Origin of the sequence: Dankookia sp. GCM10030260 (assembly GCF_042666655.1) — a bacterium.
In the GTDB taxonomy this organism is placed as follows: domain Bacteria; phylum Pseudomonadota; class Alphaproteobacteria; order Acetobacterales; family Acetobacteraceae; genus Paracraurococcus.
This window is the reverse complement of record NZ_JBHTDE010000003.1, coordinates 296,801-311,893: the sequence shown is the minus strand read 5'-3', so window position 1 is coordinate 311,893 and position 15,093 is coordinate 296,801. Positions and strand designations below refer to the sequence as shown.

The following is a 15,093-nucleotide window of genomic DNA, read 5'->3' as shown; positions in this document are numbered from 1 at the left end:
ATGGGGCGCACGGTACCCGTCTGGCAGTCGGCGCTGCTGTCCTGCCTGCTGCTGGCGCTGTTCCTCGGCGGCTGGGAGCTCGCCTCGGGCAGCGGGGCCGGCAGCGGCCCGGCGGTCGACCCGGAATATGCCGCGCTGCTCGGCCAGGCGGCGGCGACGGGCGGGCAGACGCCCTTCCCGAAGCCGTCCGATATCGGCCTGCGGCTGTGGGAACTGCTGCGCGACCCCTTCTACGTGCGCGGCACCAACGACCAGGGCATCGGCGTGCAGATCGCCTATTCCCTGGTGCGGGTGGCGGCCGGCTTCGGGCTGGCGGCGGTGGTCGCCATCCCGCTCGGCTTCCTGATCGGCATGTCGCCGCTGCTGTCGGCGGCCTTGAACCCCTTCATCCAGGTGCTGCGGCCGGTGAGCCCGCTGGCCTGGATGCCGCTGGCGCTCTTCACCATCAAGGACAGCGCGATCTCTGCGGTCTTCGTCATCTTCATCTGCTCGCTCTGGCCGATGCTGCTGAACACCGCCTTCGGCGTCGGCGCGGTGCGGCGGGAATGGCTGAACGTGGCGCGGACGCTGGAAGCCGGCACTTGGAAGACCGCCTTCCGCGTCATCCTGCCGGCCGCCGCGCCGACCATCCTGACGGGGATGCGCATCTCGATCGGCATCGCCTGGCTGGTGATCGTCGCGGCCGAGATGTTGGTCGGCGGCACCGGCATCGGCTACTGGGTCTGGAACCAGTGGAACAACCTCTCGCTCGCCGACATCGTCATCGCCATCCTGCTGATCGGCGTGGTCGGCCTGCTGCTGGACCGCGCATTGGGCGCGGTGGCGAACCTGGTGGCCTGGCAGGAATGACCCACGCCTATGTCTCGGTCGAGGGCGTGACGCGCGCCTATCCCGGCCATGTCGTCTTCCGCGATCTCTGGTTCGGGGTGAACCGCGGCGAATTCGTCTGCCTGGTCGGGCATTCCGGCTGCGGCAAGACCACGGTGCTGAACATCCTGGCCGGGCTGGACGCGCCGAATGCCGGCGCGGTCATCGTCGACGGCCAGGCGATCGACGGGCCGTCGCTCGACCGCGCGGTGATCTTCCAGGGCCATGCCCTGATGCCCTGGATGACGGCGGAGGCCAACGTCGCCTTTGCGCTGTCCTGCCGCCACCGCGACTGGGGCCGCGCGAAGCTGCGCGAGGCGGCGCGCGAGGCGCTGGGGAAAGTGGGGCTGGCCGATGCCGCGCAGCGCAAGCCTTCGATGCTGTCGGGCGGGATGAAGCAGCGCGTCGGCATCGCCCGGGCGCTGGCGCTGCAGCCGAAGATGCTGCTGATGGACGAGCCGTTCAGCGCGCTGGACGCGCTGACCCGCGGCGCCCTGCAGGACGAGGTGGCGCGGCTGGTGGCCGAGGCCAACCAGACCGCCTTCATGATCACCCACGACGTCGACGAGGCCATTCTCCTCGCCGACCGCATCCTGCTGATGACCAACGGCCCGGATGCCCGCTGCGCCGAGGTCGTGGTGAACACCCTGCCGAAGCCGCGCAACCGCGCCACCCTGCACAAGCTGCCGGGCTACCACGCCTTGCGCGACCATATCCTGGAATTCCTGCTGACCCGCAGCCGGACGCTGGCCGGCACGCGGCCGGATGACTGGGACCCGAAGGCGCCGCCGGCCGTGCGGCCCGCCGCGGCACCGCTGCCCGCCGCGGCGGAATGAGCCTTTCCTGACCAACGAGGGAAACCGAACGCCATGACCCGCGCCCAGCTCACCGAGAAGATCCTCGACATCAAGCGCGAGAAGGACTGGACCTGGAAATACATCTGCGGCGAGATCGGCGGCATGTCCGACACGCTGATCGTCGGCGCGCTGCTCGGCCAGATGAAGCTGGTGAAGCCGCTGGCGGCCAAGGCCGCGGCGCTGTTCGGCCTGACCGAGGCCGAACAGCGGATGCTGAACGAGGTGCCCTATCGCGGCACGCCGATGCCGCCGACCGACCCGCTGATCTACCGCTTCTTCGAGATGGTGATGGTCAACGGCCCGGCCTGGAAGGCGCTGATCGAGGAGGAGTTCGGCGACGGCATCATGTCCGCCATCGACTTCGACTTCCAGTTCGAGCGCATGGCGCACGAGAAGGGCGACCGGGTGAAGATCGAGATGACCGGCAAGTTCCTGCCCTACAAGTACTACGGCGCGGAGCAGGGCATCCCGGCCTACGGCTTCAAGGAGGAATGACGGGGCGCGGCCGCGGCCGCGCCCCGCCGCCGGTCAGGCCGTGCGGCCGACCAGGATCGCGCCGAGCCGGCGGCTGAACGGCGCCAGCGGCACGGCGAGCGCGAGGCCGGCCGCATGCAGCGCCGCGGTCGCGGCCAGGAAGCCGGCGGCGTAGGGGGCGGCGCCGCCCACCATCTCGATCCCATGCGCCTGGCCGTGCAGCAGCCCGGCCAGCGCAACGAGACCGGCCGCGGCCACGACCGGCACGCGCACCGCGAACAGCGCCAGCACCGCGAGCACGACGACGGAGGCGAGGATTCCCGCCTCCACGCCGGGCAGGGCGAGGCCCGCGGCGGCCAAAGCGAAGCCGGCCAGCATGGCGCCGAGGAAGGCGCCCGGCAGCGCCAGCCGCGCCGCCCCGCCCGAAAGCCCGGCCCAGAGCCCGACCATCACCATGGCGAGCAGATGGTCCGCCCCGCCGAGCGGGTGCAGGAACCCGGCCAGCAGCCCGTGGTGCAGGCCGTCGCCGACATGGGCGAAGGCGGGCAGCGGCAGCAGCAACGCCGCGCCGAGAAGCAGGGGGGCGCGCATCACGCCGCCCGCCGCGGCGCGATGCCGCCCTGGGCCAGGATGAAGTCCGCGATTTCGGCCACGCCTTGGTTCTCCTTCAGGTTGGTGAAGATGAAGGGCCGCGCGCCGCGCATCCGGCGCGAATCGCGGTCCATGACGGACAGATCGGCGCCGACCAATGGCGCCAGATCGATCTTGTTGATCACCAGCATGTCGCTGCGGGTGATGCCGGGGCCGCCCTTGCGCGGGATCTTGTCGCCGGCGCTGACATCGATGACGTAGATCGTCAGGTCGGCGAGTTCCGGGCTGAAGGTGGCGGCCAGGTTGTCGCCGCCGCTTTCGATGAACAGCACCTCCAGCTGCGGGAAGGCCTGCACCATGTCGTGCACGGCCGCCAGGTTGATGCTGGCATCCTCGCGGATCGCGGTATGCGGGCAGCCGCCCGTCTCCACCCCGGCGATGCGCGACGGGTCCAGCGCACCGGCGCGGGTGAGGAATTCCGCATCCTCCTTGGTGTAGATGTCGTTGGTGATGACGGCGATGTCGTACGTGTCGCGCAGGTGGCGGCACAGCCGTTCGGTCAGCGCGGTCTTGCCGGAACCGACGGGACCGCCGATTCCCACCCTGAATGGCCCATTGCTCATGATCTGAAGAGCCTCGTGTACTGGGTTTCGTGCCGCATCGACAGCAGGTCGAGCATCGGCGCGGCGGTGCCGAGCGCGTCGGGATCGGCGGACAGCGCCGCATCGGCCGCCGCTTCCACCACGGGATGCAGCGCGGCGGTGGCGATCTGCCCATCGGTCTGGCCGAGCGGCACCAGCCGGACGCCGGCCGAGACCAGGTTGGCCGCGAAGGCCGCCAGCCAGCCGGCGACGGCGGGACGCAGCGGGATGGCGTGGAACCCGGCGGCGGCGCCGAAGGCCACCGGATGCGCCACTTGCCGCGGATGCCGCGCGGCGAAGGCCGCGAAGCGCGCATCCGGCCAGGCGGACTGCGTCACGCCGGTGAAGGCGGTGCCCTGCGCCATGCTTTCCAGCGCCGTCTCCGCCGTGCCGCGCCAGGCGGCGGCGAGCAGCGCCACATCGTCGAGCGCCGCGTCGTCGCCGGCCACCGCGGCGCGCCAGGCGGCGACCAGCAACGCGCCGTCGATACGGCCGGCGCCGGCGCGCAGGACCGTCGTGACATAGTCCACCAGAGCGGGGCGCGTGGTGACGCGGCCCTCCTCCACCGCCGTCTCCAGCCCGTGGCTGTAGGTATAGGCGCCCACCGGATAGGCCGGCGAGAGCCAGGCCAGCAGCCGATAGAGCGCGGCGCCGTCAGTGGTGGTGATGGTCGTCATCGCCGTGGTGATGATGGTGGTGTCCCGGCTGGCGGTTGTGCTCGCTATAGGCGCCGCCCTCGGGGTTGAAGGGCGCGTCCACGCGCTTCAGCTCCGCGCCCAGCCCCTGCAGCATGGCGACGATGACGTGGTCGTCGCGGATCAGCAGCCGCTCGGCCTGGATCTCGGTCGGCAAATGCCGGTTGCCGAGATGCCAGGCCAGCCGCATCAGCCGCTCCGGCGTCGGCGCGCGCACCTCCACCAGCGGCTCCGGCGCGGCGCGCACCAGGATGACGCCGCCCGCCTCCAGCAGCAGCCCGTCGCCGTCGCGCAGCGGGATCGCCTCCTCCAGGTCCAGCAGGAAGGCGAAGCCGCCTTCCGCCACGTAGCGCCGCCGCCGGCGGAAGCGGTCGTCGAAGTCGAGCGTGACGACATGCTTCGCGGTGCGCTCCACCCAGCCGCCCTTGGGCAGGACCTGAGTCGCGCGGGGCAGGGTCCCGCTCATCAGAAGAGGAAATACCGCTGCGCCATCGGCAGCACCTTGGCGGGTTCGCAGACCAGCAGCTCGCCATCGGCGCGGACCTCGTAGGTCTCGGGGTCCACCTCGATCCGCGGCAGGGCGCCGTTCAGCACCATGTCGCGCTTGGTGATGCCGCCGCGGCAGTTCTCCACCGCCAGCAGCGTCTTCTGCAGGCCGAGCCGGTCGCCGATGCCATGCCCGAGCGCCGCCTTGGAGACGAAGGTCACGCTGCTCGCCTGCAGGGCGCGGCCGACATTGGCGAACATCGGCCGGTAGTGCATCGGCTGCGGCGTCGGGATCGAGGCATTGGGGTCACCCATCGGCGCCATGGCGATGGACCCGCATTTCAGCACCATGTCCGGCTTCACCCCGAAGAAGGCCGGCGACCACAGCACCAGGTCGGCCAGCTTGCCGGGCTCGACACTGCCGACATGCGCGCTGATGCCCTGGGCGATCGCGGGGTTGATCGTATACTTGGCGATATAGCGGCGGACGCGGAGGTTGTCGTTGTCGCCGGTCTCGCCGGGCAGCCGGCCGCGCTGGGCCTTCATCTTGTGCGCGGTCTGCCAGGTGCGGATGATGACCTCGCCGACCCGGCCCATCGCCTGGCTGTCGGACGACATCATGCTGATCGCGCCGATGTCGTGCAGGATGTCCTCGGCGGCGATGGTCTCGCGGCGGATGCGGCTTTCGGCGAAGGCCACGTCCTCCGGGATGCGCGGGTCGAGGTGGTGGCAGACCATCAGCATGTCCAGGTGCTCGTCCACGGTGTTCACCGTGTAGGGCATGGTCGGATTGGTCGAGGATGGCAGGAAGTTGGGCTCTCCCACCACCCGCAGGATGTCCGGCGCATGGCCGCCGCCGGCGCCTTCGGTGTGGAAGGCCTGGATGGTGCGGCCGGCGATCGCCGCGATGGTGCTCTCGACGAAGCCGCTCTCGTTCAGGGTGTCGGTATGGATCGCCACCTGCACGTCGAGCGCATCGGCGACGGAAAGACAGGTGTCGATCGCCTTCGGCGTGGTGCCCCAGTCCTCGTGCAGCTTCAGGCCGCAGGCGCCGGCCAGCACCACCTCCTCGATCCCCGCCGGCAGCGCGACGTTGCCCTTGCCGAGGAAGCCGAGATTCATCGGCAGGCCCTCGGCCGCCTGCAGCATGCGCGCCATGTGCCAAGGGCCCGGCGTGACGGTGGTGGCCAGCGTGCCATGCGCCGGGCCGGTGCCGCCGCCGAACATCGTCGTCACGCCGGCGGCCAGCGCCTCCTCCACCTGCTGCGGGCAGATGAAGTGGATATGCACGTCGAGCCCGCCGGCGGTGAGGATGCGGCCCTCGCCCGCGATCACCTCGGTGCCTGGGCCGATGACGATGGTGACGCCCGGCTGGGTGTCCGGGTTGCCGGCCTTGCCGATGCCGGCGATGCGGCCGTCGCGCAGGCCCACATCCGCCTTGACGATGCCCCAGTGGTCGAGGATGAGCGCATTGGTGATGACGGTATCGACCGCCCCCTCGGCGCGGGTGACCTGGGATTGACCCATGCCGTCGCGGATCACCTTGCCGCCGCCGAACTTCACCTCCTCGCCATAGGTGGTGAAGTCCTTCTCCACCTCGATGATCAGGTCGGTATCGGCCAGCCGCACCCGGTCGCCGGTGGTCGGGCCGTACATGCCGGCATAGGCGCTGCGCGAGATCCGTGACGGCATCAAACAGGTCCTTCCGTCTCGCCGCGGAAGCCGTGCACGATGCGCGCCCCGGCATAGGGGATGAGCCGCACCTTGCGGGTCTGCCCCGGCTCGAACCGCACCGCGGTGCCGGCGGCGATGTCGAGGCGCCGGCCGCGCGCCACGGCGCGGTCGAAGGCCAGCGCCGGGTTGGTCTCGGCGAAGTGGTAGTGGCTGCCGACCTGGATCGGCCGGTCGCCGGTATTGCCGACCTCGAGCTCGACGCCGTCGCGGCCGGCGTTCAGCTCGATCTCGCCAGCCGCCGGGAAGACCTCGCCCGGGATCATTGTTTGGCCATCCGATTCACGCTCCGGTCCTCGCTGCGCTGCGGTCCTCCGCGATCGGATGTCATCGGATCGGCTCGTGCACGGTCACCAGCTTGGTGCCGTCGGGGAAGGTCGCCTCCACCTGGATCTCGTGCACCATCTCGGGGATGCCCTCCATCACCTGGTCCCGCGTCAGCACCGTCGCGCCGTCGCGCATCAGCTCCGCCACGCTGCGGCCATCGCGCGCGCCTTCAACCACGTAGTCGGTGATCAGGGCGATGGCTTCGGGGTGGTTCAGCTTCACGCCGCGTTCCAGCCGCCGCCGCGCCACCTGCGCGGCCATGGCGATCAGCAGCTTGTCCTTCTCGCGGGGCGTCAGGTTCATGCGGGGCCTCGGTGCGTTCCAGCGATCATGCGGTGGGTCACGTCAGGTCGTCCAGAGCCGCGGCAGCCGCGCCGGCAGGCCGAGCTGCGCGGCACGCAAGGCGACGATCGCCGCCCCCACCGCTTCCCGCACCGCCGCCGCCCGGCCCAGCCAGCGCGCCAGCAGCAGGCCGGGGCGGGGGATGGAGGCCGCACCCGGTGCCGCCTCCGGCAGGCCGCGCAGCAGGTCGCGCCCGGCCGCGGCATCGCCGCCGGCCAGCAGCAGCGTGCCCAGCGCCTCGGCGCCGGCGAAGCCGAATGGGTTCAGCAGCGGCGCGGCCAAGTCGCCCTCCAGCGCCAACGCATCGGCCCAGAGCAGGCCCCCGGGGCCATGCAGCCGCCAGCGGTCGCGAATCAGCCCCTGGGTCATCGTCTCGCCGCGGGCGGCGCGGCCGAAGACCAGCGTCTCGGCCGCCAGCAGCATGGCGCCGGGGGCGATCTCCGCCCGCATGCCGCGCAGGAAGCGGGCGCCGTCGAACAGGATGGTCTCCTGCGGGATCCATTCCAGCCGTGCGCCGGCGTCGAGCAGGATGCGGGTCTCGACCCGCGTCTCCGGCCCCAGGCTGCGGTAGACCTTCTCCGCCGCGGCGGTGGACAGCGTCGCCTGCGCCCCGGATTCCAGCCGCACCGATTGCCGCAGCGCATCGCCGCCCGCCAGGCCACCGGCGCAGTTCAGCAGGGCGGCGGTGGGCGGCTCGCCGGGTTCGGGCGTCGGGAACAGGATGCGCAGCGGCGCCTGCTGGTAGAGATCGCGCAGCACGGTGCCGCGTGCCGCCCGCCCGAAGACCAAATCGAAGGCGCCGTCGGCCCGCTGGTGGCGGCTCGGCAGGGGCGGCGTGTCGCGCGGCATCGTTCCCAGCATGGCATGCGACGGGGCCGCGCGGAACCACCCGGCCGGGTGCCGCGCGGGCGGGCAGCCTGCTGCGATAATGACCAGCGATGGGACCCGCAGCCACGCCACGCCGCCCGATGCCGCGCATGGCATGGTGGTTGCGTAACGCCTGGCCCAAACCGGAGACGCGTGTGCTCACCCGCCCCTCGACAGCGACCGAAACCGCCTCGCTGCGCGGCCACACGCTCGACGTGCTCGGCCTCGGCGTGCGCTATGGCGGTTTCACCGCGCTGGACAATGTCGATCTCTCGGTTCGCGCCGGGGAGGTGCTGGCGCTGCTCGGCCCCTCCGGCTGCGGCAAGACCACCCTGCTTCGGACCGTCGCCGGCTTCGTGCGGCAATCCGCCGGCCGCGTGCTGATCGACGGCACCGCGATCGACGACCTGCCGCCCAACCGCCGCCGCGTCGGCATCGTCTTCCAGAACTATGCGCTCTTCCCGCATATGAGCGTGGCGGAGAACGTCGCCTACGGCCTGCAGGCCCGGCGCGAAGCCGCGCCGCGCACCAAGGCGCGGGTGGCGGAGCTGCTGGAGATGGTGCAGCTCGGCCCGCTGCGCGACCGCCGCCCCGGCCAGCTGTCCGGCGGCCAGCAGCAGCGGGTGGCGCTGGCCCGCGCCTTGGCGATCGAGCCTTCCATCCTGCTGCTGGACGAGCCTTTCGCCGCGCTCGACCGCTCGTTGCGGCTCGACATGCAGATCGAGATCAAGCGGCTGCAACGCCAGCTCGGCCTCACCGCCATCCTGGTGACGCATGACCAGGACGAGGCGATGAGCGTCGCCGACCGCATCGCCGTCATGCGGCGCGGGAAGATCGAGCAGTTGGGCACCCCGGTCGAGGTCTATGACCGCCCCGCCACGCTCTTCGTCGCCGGCTTCATCGGCACCACCAACCGGCTGCCTTGCGTGGTGGACGGCATGGGCTCGCTGCGGCTGGCGGACGGCACCGCGCTGCCGGCGCCGGCCGATGCCGCGCCCGGCCCCGCCTTGCTGACGGTGCGCCCGGAGCAACTGATGCTGCGCGACGAAGCCGGCCCGGGCTGCTTCCCCGTCGAACTCGGCCTCGCCCTGCCGCTCGGCGGCCAGACGGTGCGGGAGGCGCGGCTGGCCGACGGCACCCCGATCCGGCTGACCGAGCCGCGGCTCGGCGCGATCCGCGACCTTGGCGCGCGGGCCTTCTGCGCCCTCGCCCCCGGCGCCCGTCCGGCGCTCTTTCCACGCCCGACCACCGAGGAGGAATGACCATGTCCCCGAGCCTCAGCCGCCGCGCCCTGCTGGCCGGCACCGCCGTGCTCGCCACGCCCGGTATCGTCCGCGCGCAGAAAGCCGGCAGCGTCACCGCCGCCATCTATCCCGGCGCCTGGGAGGAAGCCTTCCGCGACCTGGTCGCACCGGCGCTGAAGAAGACCCACAACATCGAGCTGGAGATGCAGGCGCTGTTCGCGGTGGACCAGGTGGCGAAATTCGCCGCCAGCCGCGGCGCCCCGCCCTTCGACTGCTTCGTGCTCGACCCCGGGCCCCGCGCCACCGCCGCCGGGCGCAACATGTTCGAGAAATTCGACGCCTCGAAGCTGGCCAACCGCGCCGCCATCCCGGCCGCGCTGATCGACGAATGGGGCATCGGCTGCAACGCGCAGGTGGTGGGCATCGCCTACAACCCGAAGAAGCTGCCGAAGCCGGCCGGCTATGCCGACCTGTTCAAGGAACCCTGGGTGTCGCGCCTCGGCCTGACCGGCTTCGGCACCACCTTCGGCACCGTCAGCCTGATCGAGATCGCCAAGATCTTCGGCGGCAGCGAGACCAACATCGACCCGGCGCTCGCCGAGCTGAAGAAGGTGCTGCCGAAGGTCGCCGCCGTCAGCAGCCCGGCGGCACTGCCCGGCCTGTTCCAGCAGGGCCAGTGCGACGTCACCTATACCAACACCCAGACGGTGACGACGCTGAAGGACCGCGGCGTCGACATCGAATTCGCGGTGCCGGAGACGGGGGCGACCACCTTCCTGACGACCCTGCACATCGCCCGCGGCTGCGAGAACATGGACGCGGCCTACAAGTATATCGACACGGTGGTCAGCAAGGGGGTGCAGGACGCGCTGCAGAAGGCGCCCTACAACTTCATCCCGGTGAACAAGGACGTGGCGCTGGGCCGCGACCTGCCGATGCGGAGCCTGGACGAGATGTCCAAGTTCGTCACGCATGACTGGTCGAAGATCAACCCGCTCCGCGGCGCCTGGATCGACCGCTTCAACCGCGAGATGGCGAAATGAGCACCGCGGCGGCCTTGCCGGCGCCGCGCGCCCGCGGGGCCGCCGCGCCGGCGTTCTCCGCCTGGGGCCTGGCCGCGCCTCTGGGCCTCGCCTATGCCGCCTTCTTCGCCGCTCCGCTGTTCATGCTGTTCGCCGTGTCCTTCTACGCCGATGAGCAGATGACCCGCTTCGGGCTCGACCAGTGGCGGCGCTTCCTGTTCGATGCCTTCCACTGGAAGGTCATCGCCGACACGCTGCTGCTCGGGCTGAAGACGGTCGCCGCCACCCTGCTGCTCGGCTTCCCGCTGGCGCTGGTCTACCGGGCCGCCGCGCCGCGCTGGCAGCGGGTGCTGCTGTTCGTCGTGGTGCTGCCGCTGCTGACCAGCGTGGTGGTGCGCACCTTCGCCTGGATCGTCATCCTCGGCCGCGAAGGCGTGGTGAACCAGCTGGTCATCGGCCTCGGCCTGGCCGCCGAGCCGCTGCGGCTGCTGCAGACCGAGCTCGGCCTGGTGATCTCGCTGACCCAGATCGAGATGCCCTTGCTGCTCCTGCCCTTGTTGTCGGTCATGGCGCGGATCGATCCGAACCTGATGGATGCCTCCGCCTCGCTCGGCGCCTCGCCGTGGCGGACGCTGTTCCGGGTGATCCTGCCGCTGGCCGCACCGGGCCTGGCTGCCGGCTGCCTGCTGGTCTTCGCCTCCGCCACCACCGCCTTCATCAGCCAGTCGGTGATCGGCGGCGGGCGGCTGGTCTACCTGCCCTCGATGATCTGGCAGCAGGCGATGATCGCGGCGCATTGGCCCTTCGCCGCCACCGCGGCCATCGCGCTGCTGGTCTCGGTCTCGGCCGTCATCGCCGTCATCGCCTATGCCGGCCGCGTCGCGGGGGGCCGCATCCATGGCTAGGCGGCGCAGCGCGAGCGAATTGTCCTACGGCCTGGTGATCGGCACGCTGGCCGTGCTCGCCCTGGTCATCCTGATCGGGCCGATCCTGATCGTGCTGGCGACCTCCTTCACCGACAGCCGGTCCATCCGCTTCCCGCCGCAGGGCTTCTCCGTCCGCTGGTACGAGCTGCTGCTGGACGAGGTGCGCTCCCGGCAGATCCACCGCGCGGTGGGCAACAGCCTGCACGTCGCCTTCCTCGCCGCCGGCCTGGCGACCTTGGGCGGCACCGCGGCGGCGCTCGGCATCTCCCGCGTCGCCGGCAAGGCCGGGCGGCTGGCGGATGCCGCCTTCATGTCGCCGCTGGTGCTGCCGGGCCTGGCCTTCGGGCTGGCCGCGCTGATGTATTTCACCCTGCTGGGCTTCCGGCCATCGCTGGAACTGATCATCGCCGGCCACCTGGTGGTCGTCGCGCCCTTCGTGCTGCGGACCGTCGGCGCCTCGCTCTCGCAGCTCGACCCGGCCCTGCTGGATGCCTCGGCCAGCCTCGGCGCCGGGCCGATCCGCACCTTCCGGCGGGTCACCCTGCCGCTGATCGCCCCGGGGATCGCCGCCGGCGGCTTCCTGGCCTTCATGGCGTCCGTCGACAATGTCCCGGTCTCCCTCTTCCTCTCCTCGGCGCGGACGGACATGCTGCCGATCCGGATGTGGGGCATGATGGAGAGCACGCTCGACGTCCGGGTGGCCGCCGTCTCCGGCACGCTCATCCTGGTGGCCTTCCTGCTCATGCTGGTGATGGAGCGGCTCACCGGCCTCACGCGCCGCATGCGGGGTTGACCATGTTCCTGAAAGCCGAACCGCTGACCTCCGCCGCCTTCCTGCCCTATGGCGAGGTCATCGAATGCCCGGCGATGCCCGGCCGCACCTATTTCGAGGATGCGCTGTCCAACCTGCGGCCCAGGGCGCGCGGCAGCATCTCGCTCACGGTCAAGGCGCCGCTCACCGCGCTGCCGCTGCGCTCCACCACGATGGAGCGGCACGAATTCTCCTCCCAGTCCTTCGTCCCGCAGGAGGCCGGCCGCTGGCTGGCGATCGTGGCACCGCATGCCAAGGATGGCGGCCCCGACATGGCGCGGGCCCGGGCCTTCCTCTGCCGGCCCGACCAGGGCGTGACCTACGGCGCCAATGTCTGGCACCACCCCTTCACCGTGCTCGACCGGGAGGCGCGCTTCGTCATCTTCATGTGGCGCGACGGCACCCGGGGGGACGAGGAATTCGTCGAGGTCCCCGAATTCAGCGTGGAGATTCCCTGATGCCCTACGAGGTGCAGCGCGACTTCCGCGGCTACGGCGCCAGCCCGCCCGACCCGCGCTGGCCGAACGGCGCCCGTCTCGCGGTCAATTTCGTCATCAATTACGAGGAGGGGTCGGAGCCCTCCTACGCCCTGGGTGACGGCGTCACCGAGACGGGCCTGACCGAATCGCACGGGCTGAACCAGCTCAAGTCCGGCCGCGACCTGGCGGCCGAGGGGATGTTCGAATACGGCTCCCGCGTCGGCTTCTGGCGGCTGCACCGGCTGTTCCAGGAACGCGGCCTGCCGCTGACGATCTTCGGCTGCGCGCTGGCGCTGGAGGCCAACCCGGAAGCCGTCGCCGCCATCCGCGCCGCCGGCTACGACATCTGCTCGCACGGCTGGCGCTGGGTGAAGCATTTCGAGCTGTCCGAGGCCGAGGAGCGCGAGCACATCGCCCGCGCCGTCGCCAGCATCGAGCGGACGATCGGCCGCAAGCCGGAAGGCTGGTACTGCCGCTACGGACCCAGCGAGAACACCCGCCGCCTGGTCATGGAGCACGGCGGGTTCCTGTACGACAGCGACTACTACGGCGACGAGCTGCCCTTCTGGCTGACGGTGGACCGCAAGCCGCAGCTCGTCGTGCCCTATTCGCTGGTGAACAACGACGGGAAATACGCCGGCTGGATGGGCACCAGCGACCAGTGGTTCAGCTTCATCCGCGACGCCTTCGACATGCTGTATGCCGAAGGCGCCACCCAGCCGAAGATGATGTCGGTCGGGCTGCATATGCGGCTCATCGGCCATCCGGCCCGCGCGGTCGGCCTGCAGCGGCTGCTCGACCACATGATGCAGCGGAAGGATGTCTGGATCACCCGCCGCGTCGACATCGCGCAGCACTGGGTGAAGACGCACCCCTATCCGGGCAAGGGGCTGAACGAGTAGCGGCACGGCTTGCCCTGGCCACCCGCAGGCCGCATCGTTGCATTGTTAGGCGAAGGCTGCACCATGCCGCGAGAAACCCTTCAGGTCGCCCTCGGGCCACATCGCTACAGCGTCGAACGGCCCTGGGGCCACCTGCCCGATGGGCCGGGGCGTATCAGCGACGTCGCCTGCGATGCCGCGGGCCGCGTCTATGTGCAGTTCCGCACGGACCCCTCGGTCGACCCGCCCTCCCCCGGCATCGTCGTGCTCTCGGCAGAGGGCGAGCGCCTGGCCGCCTGGGGCGAATCCGTGGCGGACGGGCACATGGCCACGGTGCACCCCGATGGCCGGGTCTTCGTGGTCGACCGCGACGCGCATGAGGTGACGATCTTCGCCTCGGACGGGCGGCGGATCGGCGCGCTCGGCCAGCGGCATGTGCCGGGGGCGCCGTTCAACGCCCCCTGCGACGTCGCCTTCGCCCCGGACGGCACGACCTATGTCGCCGACGGCTACGGCAATTCGCTGGTGCACCGGTTCGGCGCGCGCGGCGACTACCTCGGCGCCTTCGGCGGCCCGGGCCGGCGCGGCGGTGAATTCTCCACGCCGCATTCGGTCTGGGTGCTGCCCGACAGCCGCGTGCTGGTGGCGGACCGGGAGAACAACCGCGTCCAGGTCTTCAGCGCGGAGGGCGCGCATCAGCGCGACATCCTCGACCTGCACAAGCCGATGGACGTGCATGGCGGGCCGGAGGGCAGCTTCTACGTCACCGACCAGGTGCCGCGGCTGTCCTGGTTCGGCGGCGACGGCAAGCTGCTCGGCCGCTGCCGCCCGGTGCTGAACGGCGCGCATGGCATGTGGCGGGATGCGGGCAGCGGGGTGATCTACCTGGCGGAGCAGACGCCGAACCGGATCACCCGGCTGGTGCCGGCCTGAGGGCCCGCGCGGGAGGATCGCTCAGGCAGGCAAGGTTGGGGAGGGAAACGCATTCCCTCCGGTTGGACGCACCGGGTCCAACCGGAGGATACTTCCTCCCTGGCCTTGCCCTGCCCGTTAGACGGACAGCCGCTCTTTGGCCCCGGCGCGCCGCCCTGCTACACCGCCCGCGTGACCGACCCCACCCGCCTCTTCCTGATCCGCCACGCGCTCGTCGAGCCTTCGGCCCGCGCCACCTTCTACGGCAGCATGGATGTCGCGCTCTGCGGCCTCGCCTTGCAGGAGGAAGCGGCGCTGTACCGCTGGCTGGCCTTTCGCCTGCCGCGGCCGGCCGCCTGGATCTGCACCAACCTGGCGCGCACCCGCGCCACCGCCGCCGCCATCTTCGCTGCCGGCTACCCCGACCAGCCCTTGGCCATCGAGCCCGACCTGGCCGAGCAATTCCTCGGCGAGTGGCAGGGCATCGCGCATGAGGCGCTGGTCGAGCGCCTGCGCCACCCGCCCCACCCCTTCTGGCCGCATGCCGCCGAGGAGCAGCCGCCCGGCGGCGAAAGCTTCGCCCAGGTGCAGGCCCGGGTCGGCGCGGTGCTGGAACGGATCGCCGGGACGCATGCCGGCCAGGACGTGGTCATCGTCGCGCATGGCGGGTCGATCCGCGCCGCGCTGGCCCATGCGCTGGGGCTGAGCGGCCATCAGGCGCTGGCCTTCTCCATCCGCAACCTCGGCCTGACCCGGCTGGAGAAGATCGGTCCCGACTGGCGGATCTCGTCGGTGAACGAGGAACCCTGGTCCCCACCCGACTGGGAGTGATGCCGCGGGATTGATCGGCAGCCCCGCGGCTGGCGCGGAAAAGCGGAACGAATGCCGGCCGCATCGGCATTCCGCCCTTGGACAGCCCTGTCGTAACCGCGTAATCTTA

General features: G+C 71.1%; 19 protein-coding genes. 11 read left to right on the top strand and 8 right to left on the bottom strand.

Annotation, left to right across the window (positions count from 1 at the left end; translation table 11 throughout):
• From ntrB to cynS, 3 genes are read left to right on the top strand one after another with little or no spacing between them, the layout of a single operon-like run.
• The gene (ntrB, locus tag ACFQS7_RS13005) at positions 1-849 is read left to right on the top strand and encodes a nitrate ABC transporter permease (RefSeq protein WP_380067503.1); all 849 of its coding nucleotides are present in this window, start codon (positions 1-3) and stop codon (positions 847-849) included.
• On the top strand, positions 846-1,703 hold the full coding sequence (locus ACFQS7_RS13000) for an ABC transporter ATP-binding protein (RefSeq protein WP_380067502.1): 858 nt from the start codon (positions 846-848) through the stop codon (positions 1,701-1,703). Before ntrB ends, ACFQS7_RS13000 begins: the two co-directional genes overlap by 4 nt.
• 33 nt (positions 1,704-1,736) lie before the next feature.
• Complete coding sequence (cynS, locus tag ACFQS7_RS12995) at positions 1,737-2,219, top strand: cyanase (RefSeq protein WP_380067501.1); 483 nt, start codon at positions 1,737-1,739, stop codon at positions 2,217-2,219.
• A 33-nt stretch (positions 2,220-2,252) separates the two neighbouring features.
• Here cynS and ACFQS7_RS12990 read toward each other — a convergent pair whose 3' ends face one another.
• The 8 genes from ACFQS7_RS12990 to ACFQS7_RS12955 all read right to left on the bottom strand — a co-directional run bounded on the left by ACFQS7_RS12990 (position 2,253) and on the right by ACFQS7_RS12955 (position 7,872).
• Positions 2,253-2,789: a HupE/UreJ family protein gene (locus ACFQS7_RS12990; protein WP_380067500.1), complete on the bottom strand. Its 537-nt coding sequence runs from the start codon at positions 2,787-2,789 to the stop codon at positions 2,253-2,255.
• Positions 2,789-3,412, bottom strand: coding sequence for an urease accessory protein UreG (gene ureG / locus ACFQS7_RS12985; protein ID WP_380067499.1), 624 nt, complete (start codon positions 3,410-3,412; stop codon positions 2,789-2,791). Before ureG ends, ACFQS7_RS12990 begins: the two co-directional genes overlap by 1 nt.
• A complete protein-coding gene (locus ACFQS7_RS12980; protein WP_380067498.1) occupies positions 3,409-4,107 on the bottom strand; it encodes an urease accessory protein UreF in 699 nt (232 codons plus the stop codon). The genes ureG and ACFQS7_RS12980 overlap by 4 nt, the downstream gene beginning before the upstream one ends.
• Entirely contained in the window at positions 4,085-4,591 is a 507-nt protein-coding gene (locus ACFQS7_RS12975; RefSeq protein WP_380067497.1) for an urease accessory protein UreE, read from the bottom strand. Before ACFQS7_RS12975 ends, ACFQS7_RS12980 begins: the two co-directional genes overlap by 23 nt.
• Positions 4,591-6,303: an urease subunit alpha gene (gene ureC, locus ACFQS7_RS12970; RefSeq protein ID WP_380067496.1), complete on the bottom strand. Its 1,713-nt coding sequence runs from the start codon at positions 6,301-6,303 to the stop codon at positions 4,591-4,593. Before ureC ends, ACFQS7_RS12975 begins: the two co-directional genes overlap by 1 nt.
• A complete protein-coding gene (locus tag ACFQS7_RS12965) occupies positions 6,303-6,608 on the bottom strand; it encodes an urease subunit beta (protein WP_380067495.1) in 306 nt (101 codons plus the stop codon). The genes ureC and ACFQS7_RS12965 overlap by 1 nt, the downstream gene beginning before the upstream one ends.
• Before the next feature lie 61 nt (positions 6,609-6,669).
• Positions 6,670-6,972: an urease subunit gamma gene (locus tag ACFQS7_RS12960; RefSeq protein ID WP_380067494.1), complete on the bottom strand. Its 303-nt coding sequence runs from the start codon at positions 6,970-6,972 to the stop codon at positions 6,670-6,672.
• Between the two features lie 42 nt (positions 6,973-7,014).
• Positions 7,015-7,872 (bottom strand): urease accessory protein UreD, encoded by an 858-nt coding sequence (locus tag ACFQS7_RS12955; protein WP_380067493.1) that lies wholly within the window; start codon positions 7,870-7,872, stop codon positions 7,015-7,017.
• A gap of 161 nt (positions 7,873-8,033) precedes the next feature.
• Here ACFQS7_RS12955 and ACFQS7_RS12950 point away from each other — a divergent pair, with 161 nt between their 5' ends.
• From ACFQS7_RS12950 to ACFQS7_RS12915, 8 genes are all read left to right on the top strand, one after another.
• The gene (locus ACFQS7_RS12950; protein ID WP_380067492.1) at positions 8,034-9,140 is read left to right on the top strand and encodes an ABC transporter ATP-binding protein; all 1,107 of its coding nucleotides are present in this window, start codon (positions 8,034-8,036) and stop codon (positions 9,138-9,140) included.
• Between the two features lie 2 nt (positions 9,141-9,142).
• The gene (locus tag ACFQS7_RS12945) at positions 9,143-10,165 is read left to right on the top strand and encodes an extracellular solute-binding protein (RefSeq protein ID WP_380067491.1); all 1,023 of its coding nucleotides are present in this window, start codon (positions 9,143-9,145) and stop codon (positions 10,163-10,165) included.
• The gene (locus tag ACFQS7_RS12940) at positions 10,162-11,049 is read left to right on the top strand and encodes an ABC transporter permease (protein WP_380067490.1); all 888 of its coding nucleotides are present in this window, start codon (positions 10,162-10,164) and stop codon (positions 11,047-11,049) included. Before ACFQS7_RS12945 ends, ACFQS7_RS12940 begins: the two co-directional genes overlap by 4 nt.
• Positions 11,042-11,863, top strand: a complete 822-nt coding sequence (locus ACFQS7_RS12935; RefSeq protein ID WP_380067489.1) for an ABC transporter permease — start codon at positions 11,042-11,044, stop codon at positions 11,861-11,863. Before ACFQS7_RS12940 ends, ACFQS7_RS12935 begins: the two co-directional genes overlap by 8 nt.
• 2 nt (positions 11,864-11,865) lie before the next feature.
• Positions 11,866-12,339 (top strand): ureidoglycolate lyase, encoded by a 474-nt coding sequence (locus ACFQS7_RS12930; protein WP_380067488.1) that lies wholly within the window; start codon positions 11,866-11,868, stop codon positions 12,337-12,339.
• Positions 12,339-13,262 (top strand): allantoinase PuuE, encoded by a 924-nt coding sequence (locus ACFQS7_RS12925; protein WP_380067487.1) that lies wholly within the window; start codon positions 12,339-12,341, stop codon positions 13,260-13,262. The genes ACFQS7_RS12930 and ACFQS7_RS12925 overlap by 1 nt, the downstream gene beginning before the upstream one ends.
• A 63-nt stretch (positions 13,263-13,325) precedes the next feature.
• Positions 13,326-14,174, top strand: a complete 849-nt coding sequence (locus ACFQS7_RS12920) for a peptidase (protein ID WP_380067486.1) — start codon at positions 13,326-13,328, stop codon at positions 14,172-14,174.
• A gap of 171 nt (positions 14,175-14,345) precedes the next feature.
• Positions 14,346-14,984, top strand: coding sequence for a histidine phosphatase family protein (locus tag ACFQS7_RS12915; protein ID WP_380067485.1), 639 nt, complete (start codon positions 14,346-14,348; stop codon positions 14,982-14,984).
• Positions 14,985-15,093: the final 109 nt, after the last annotated feature.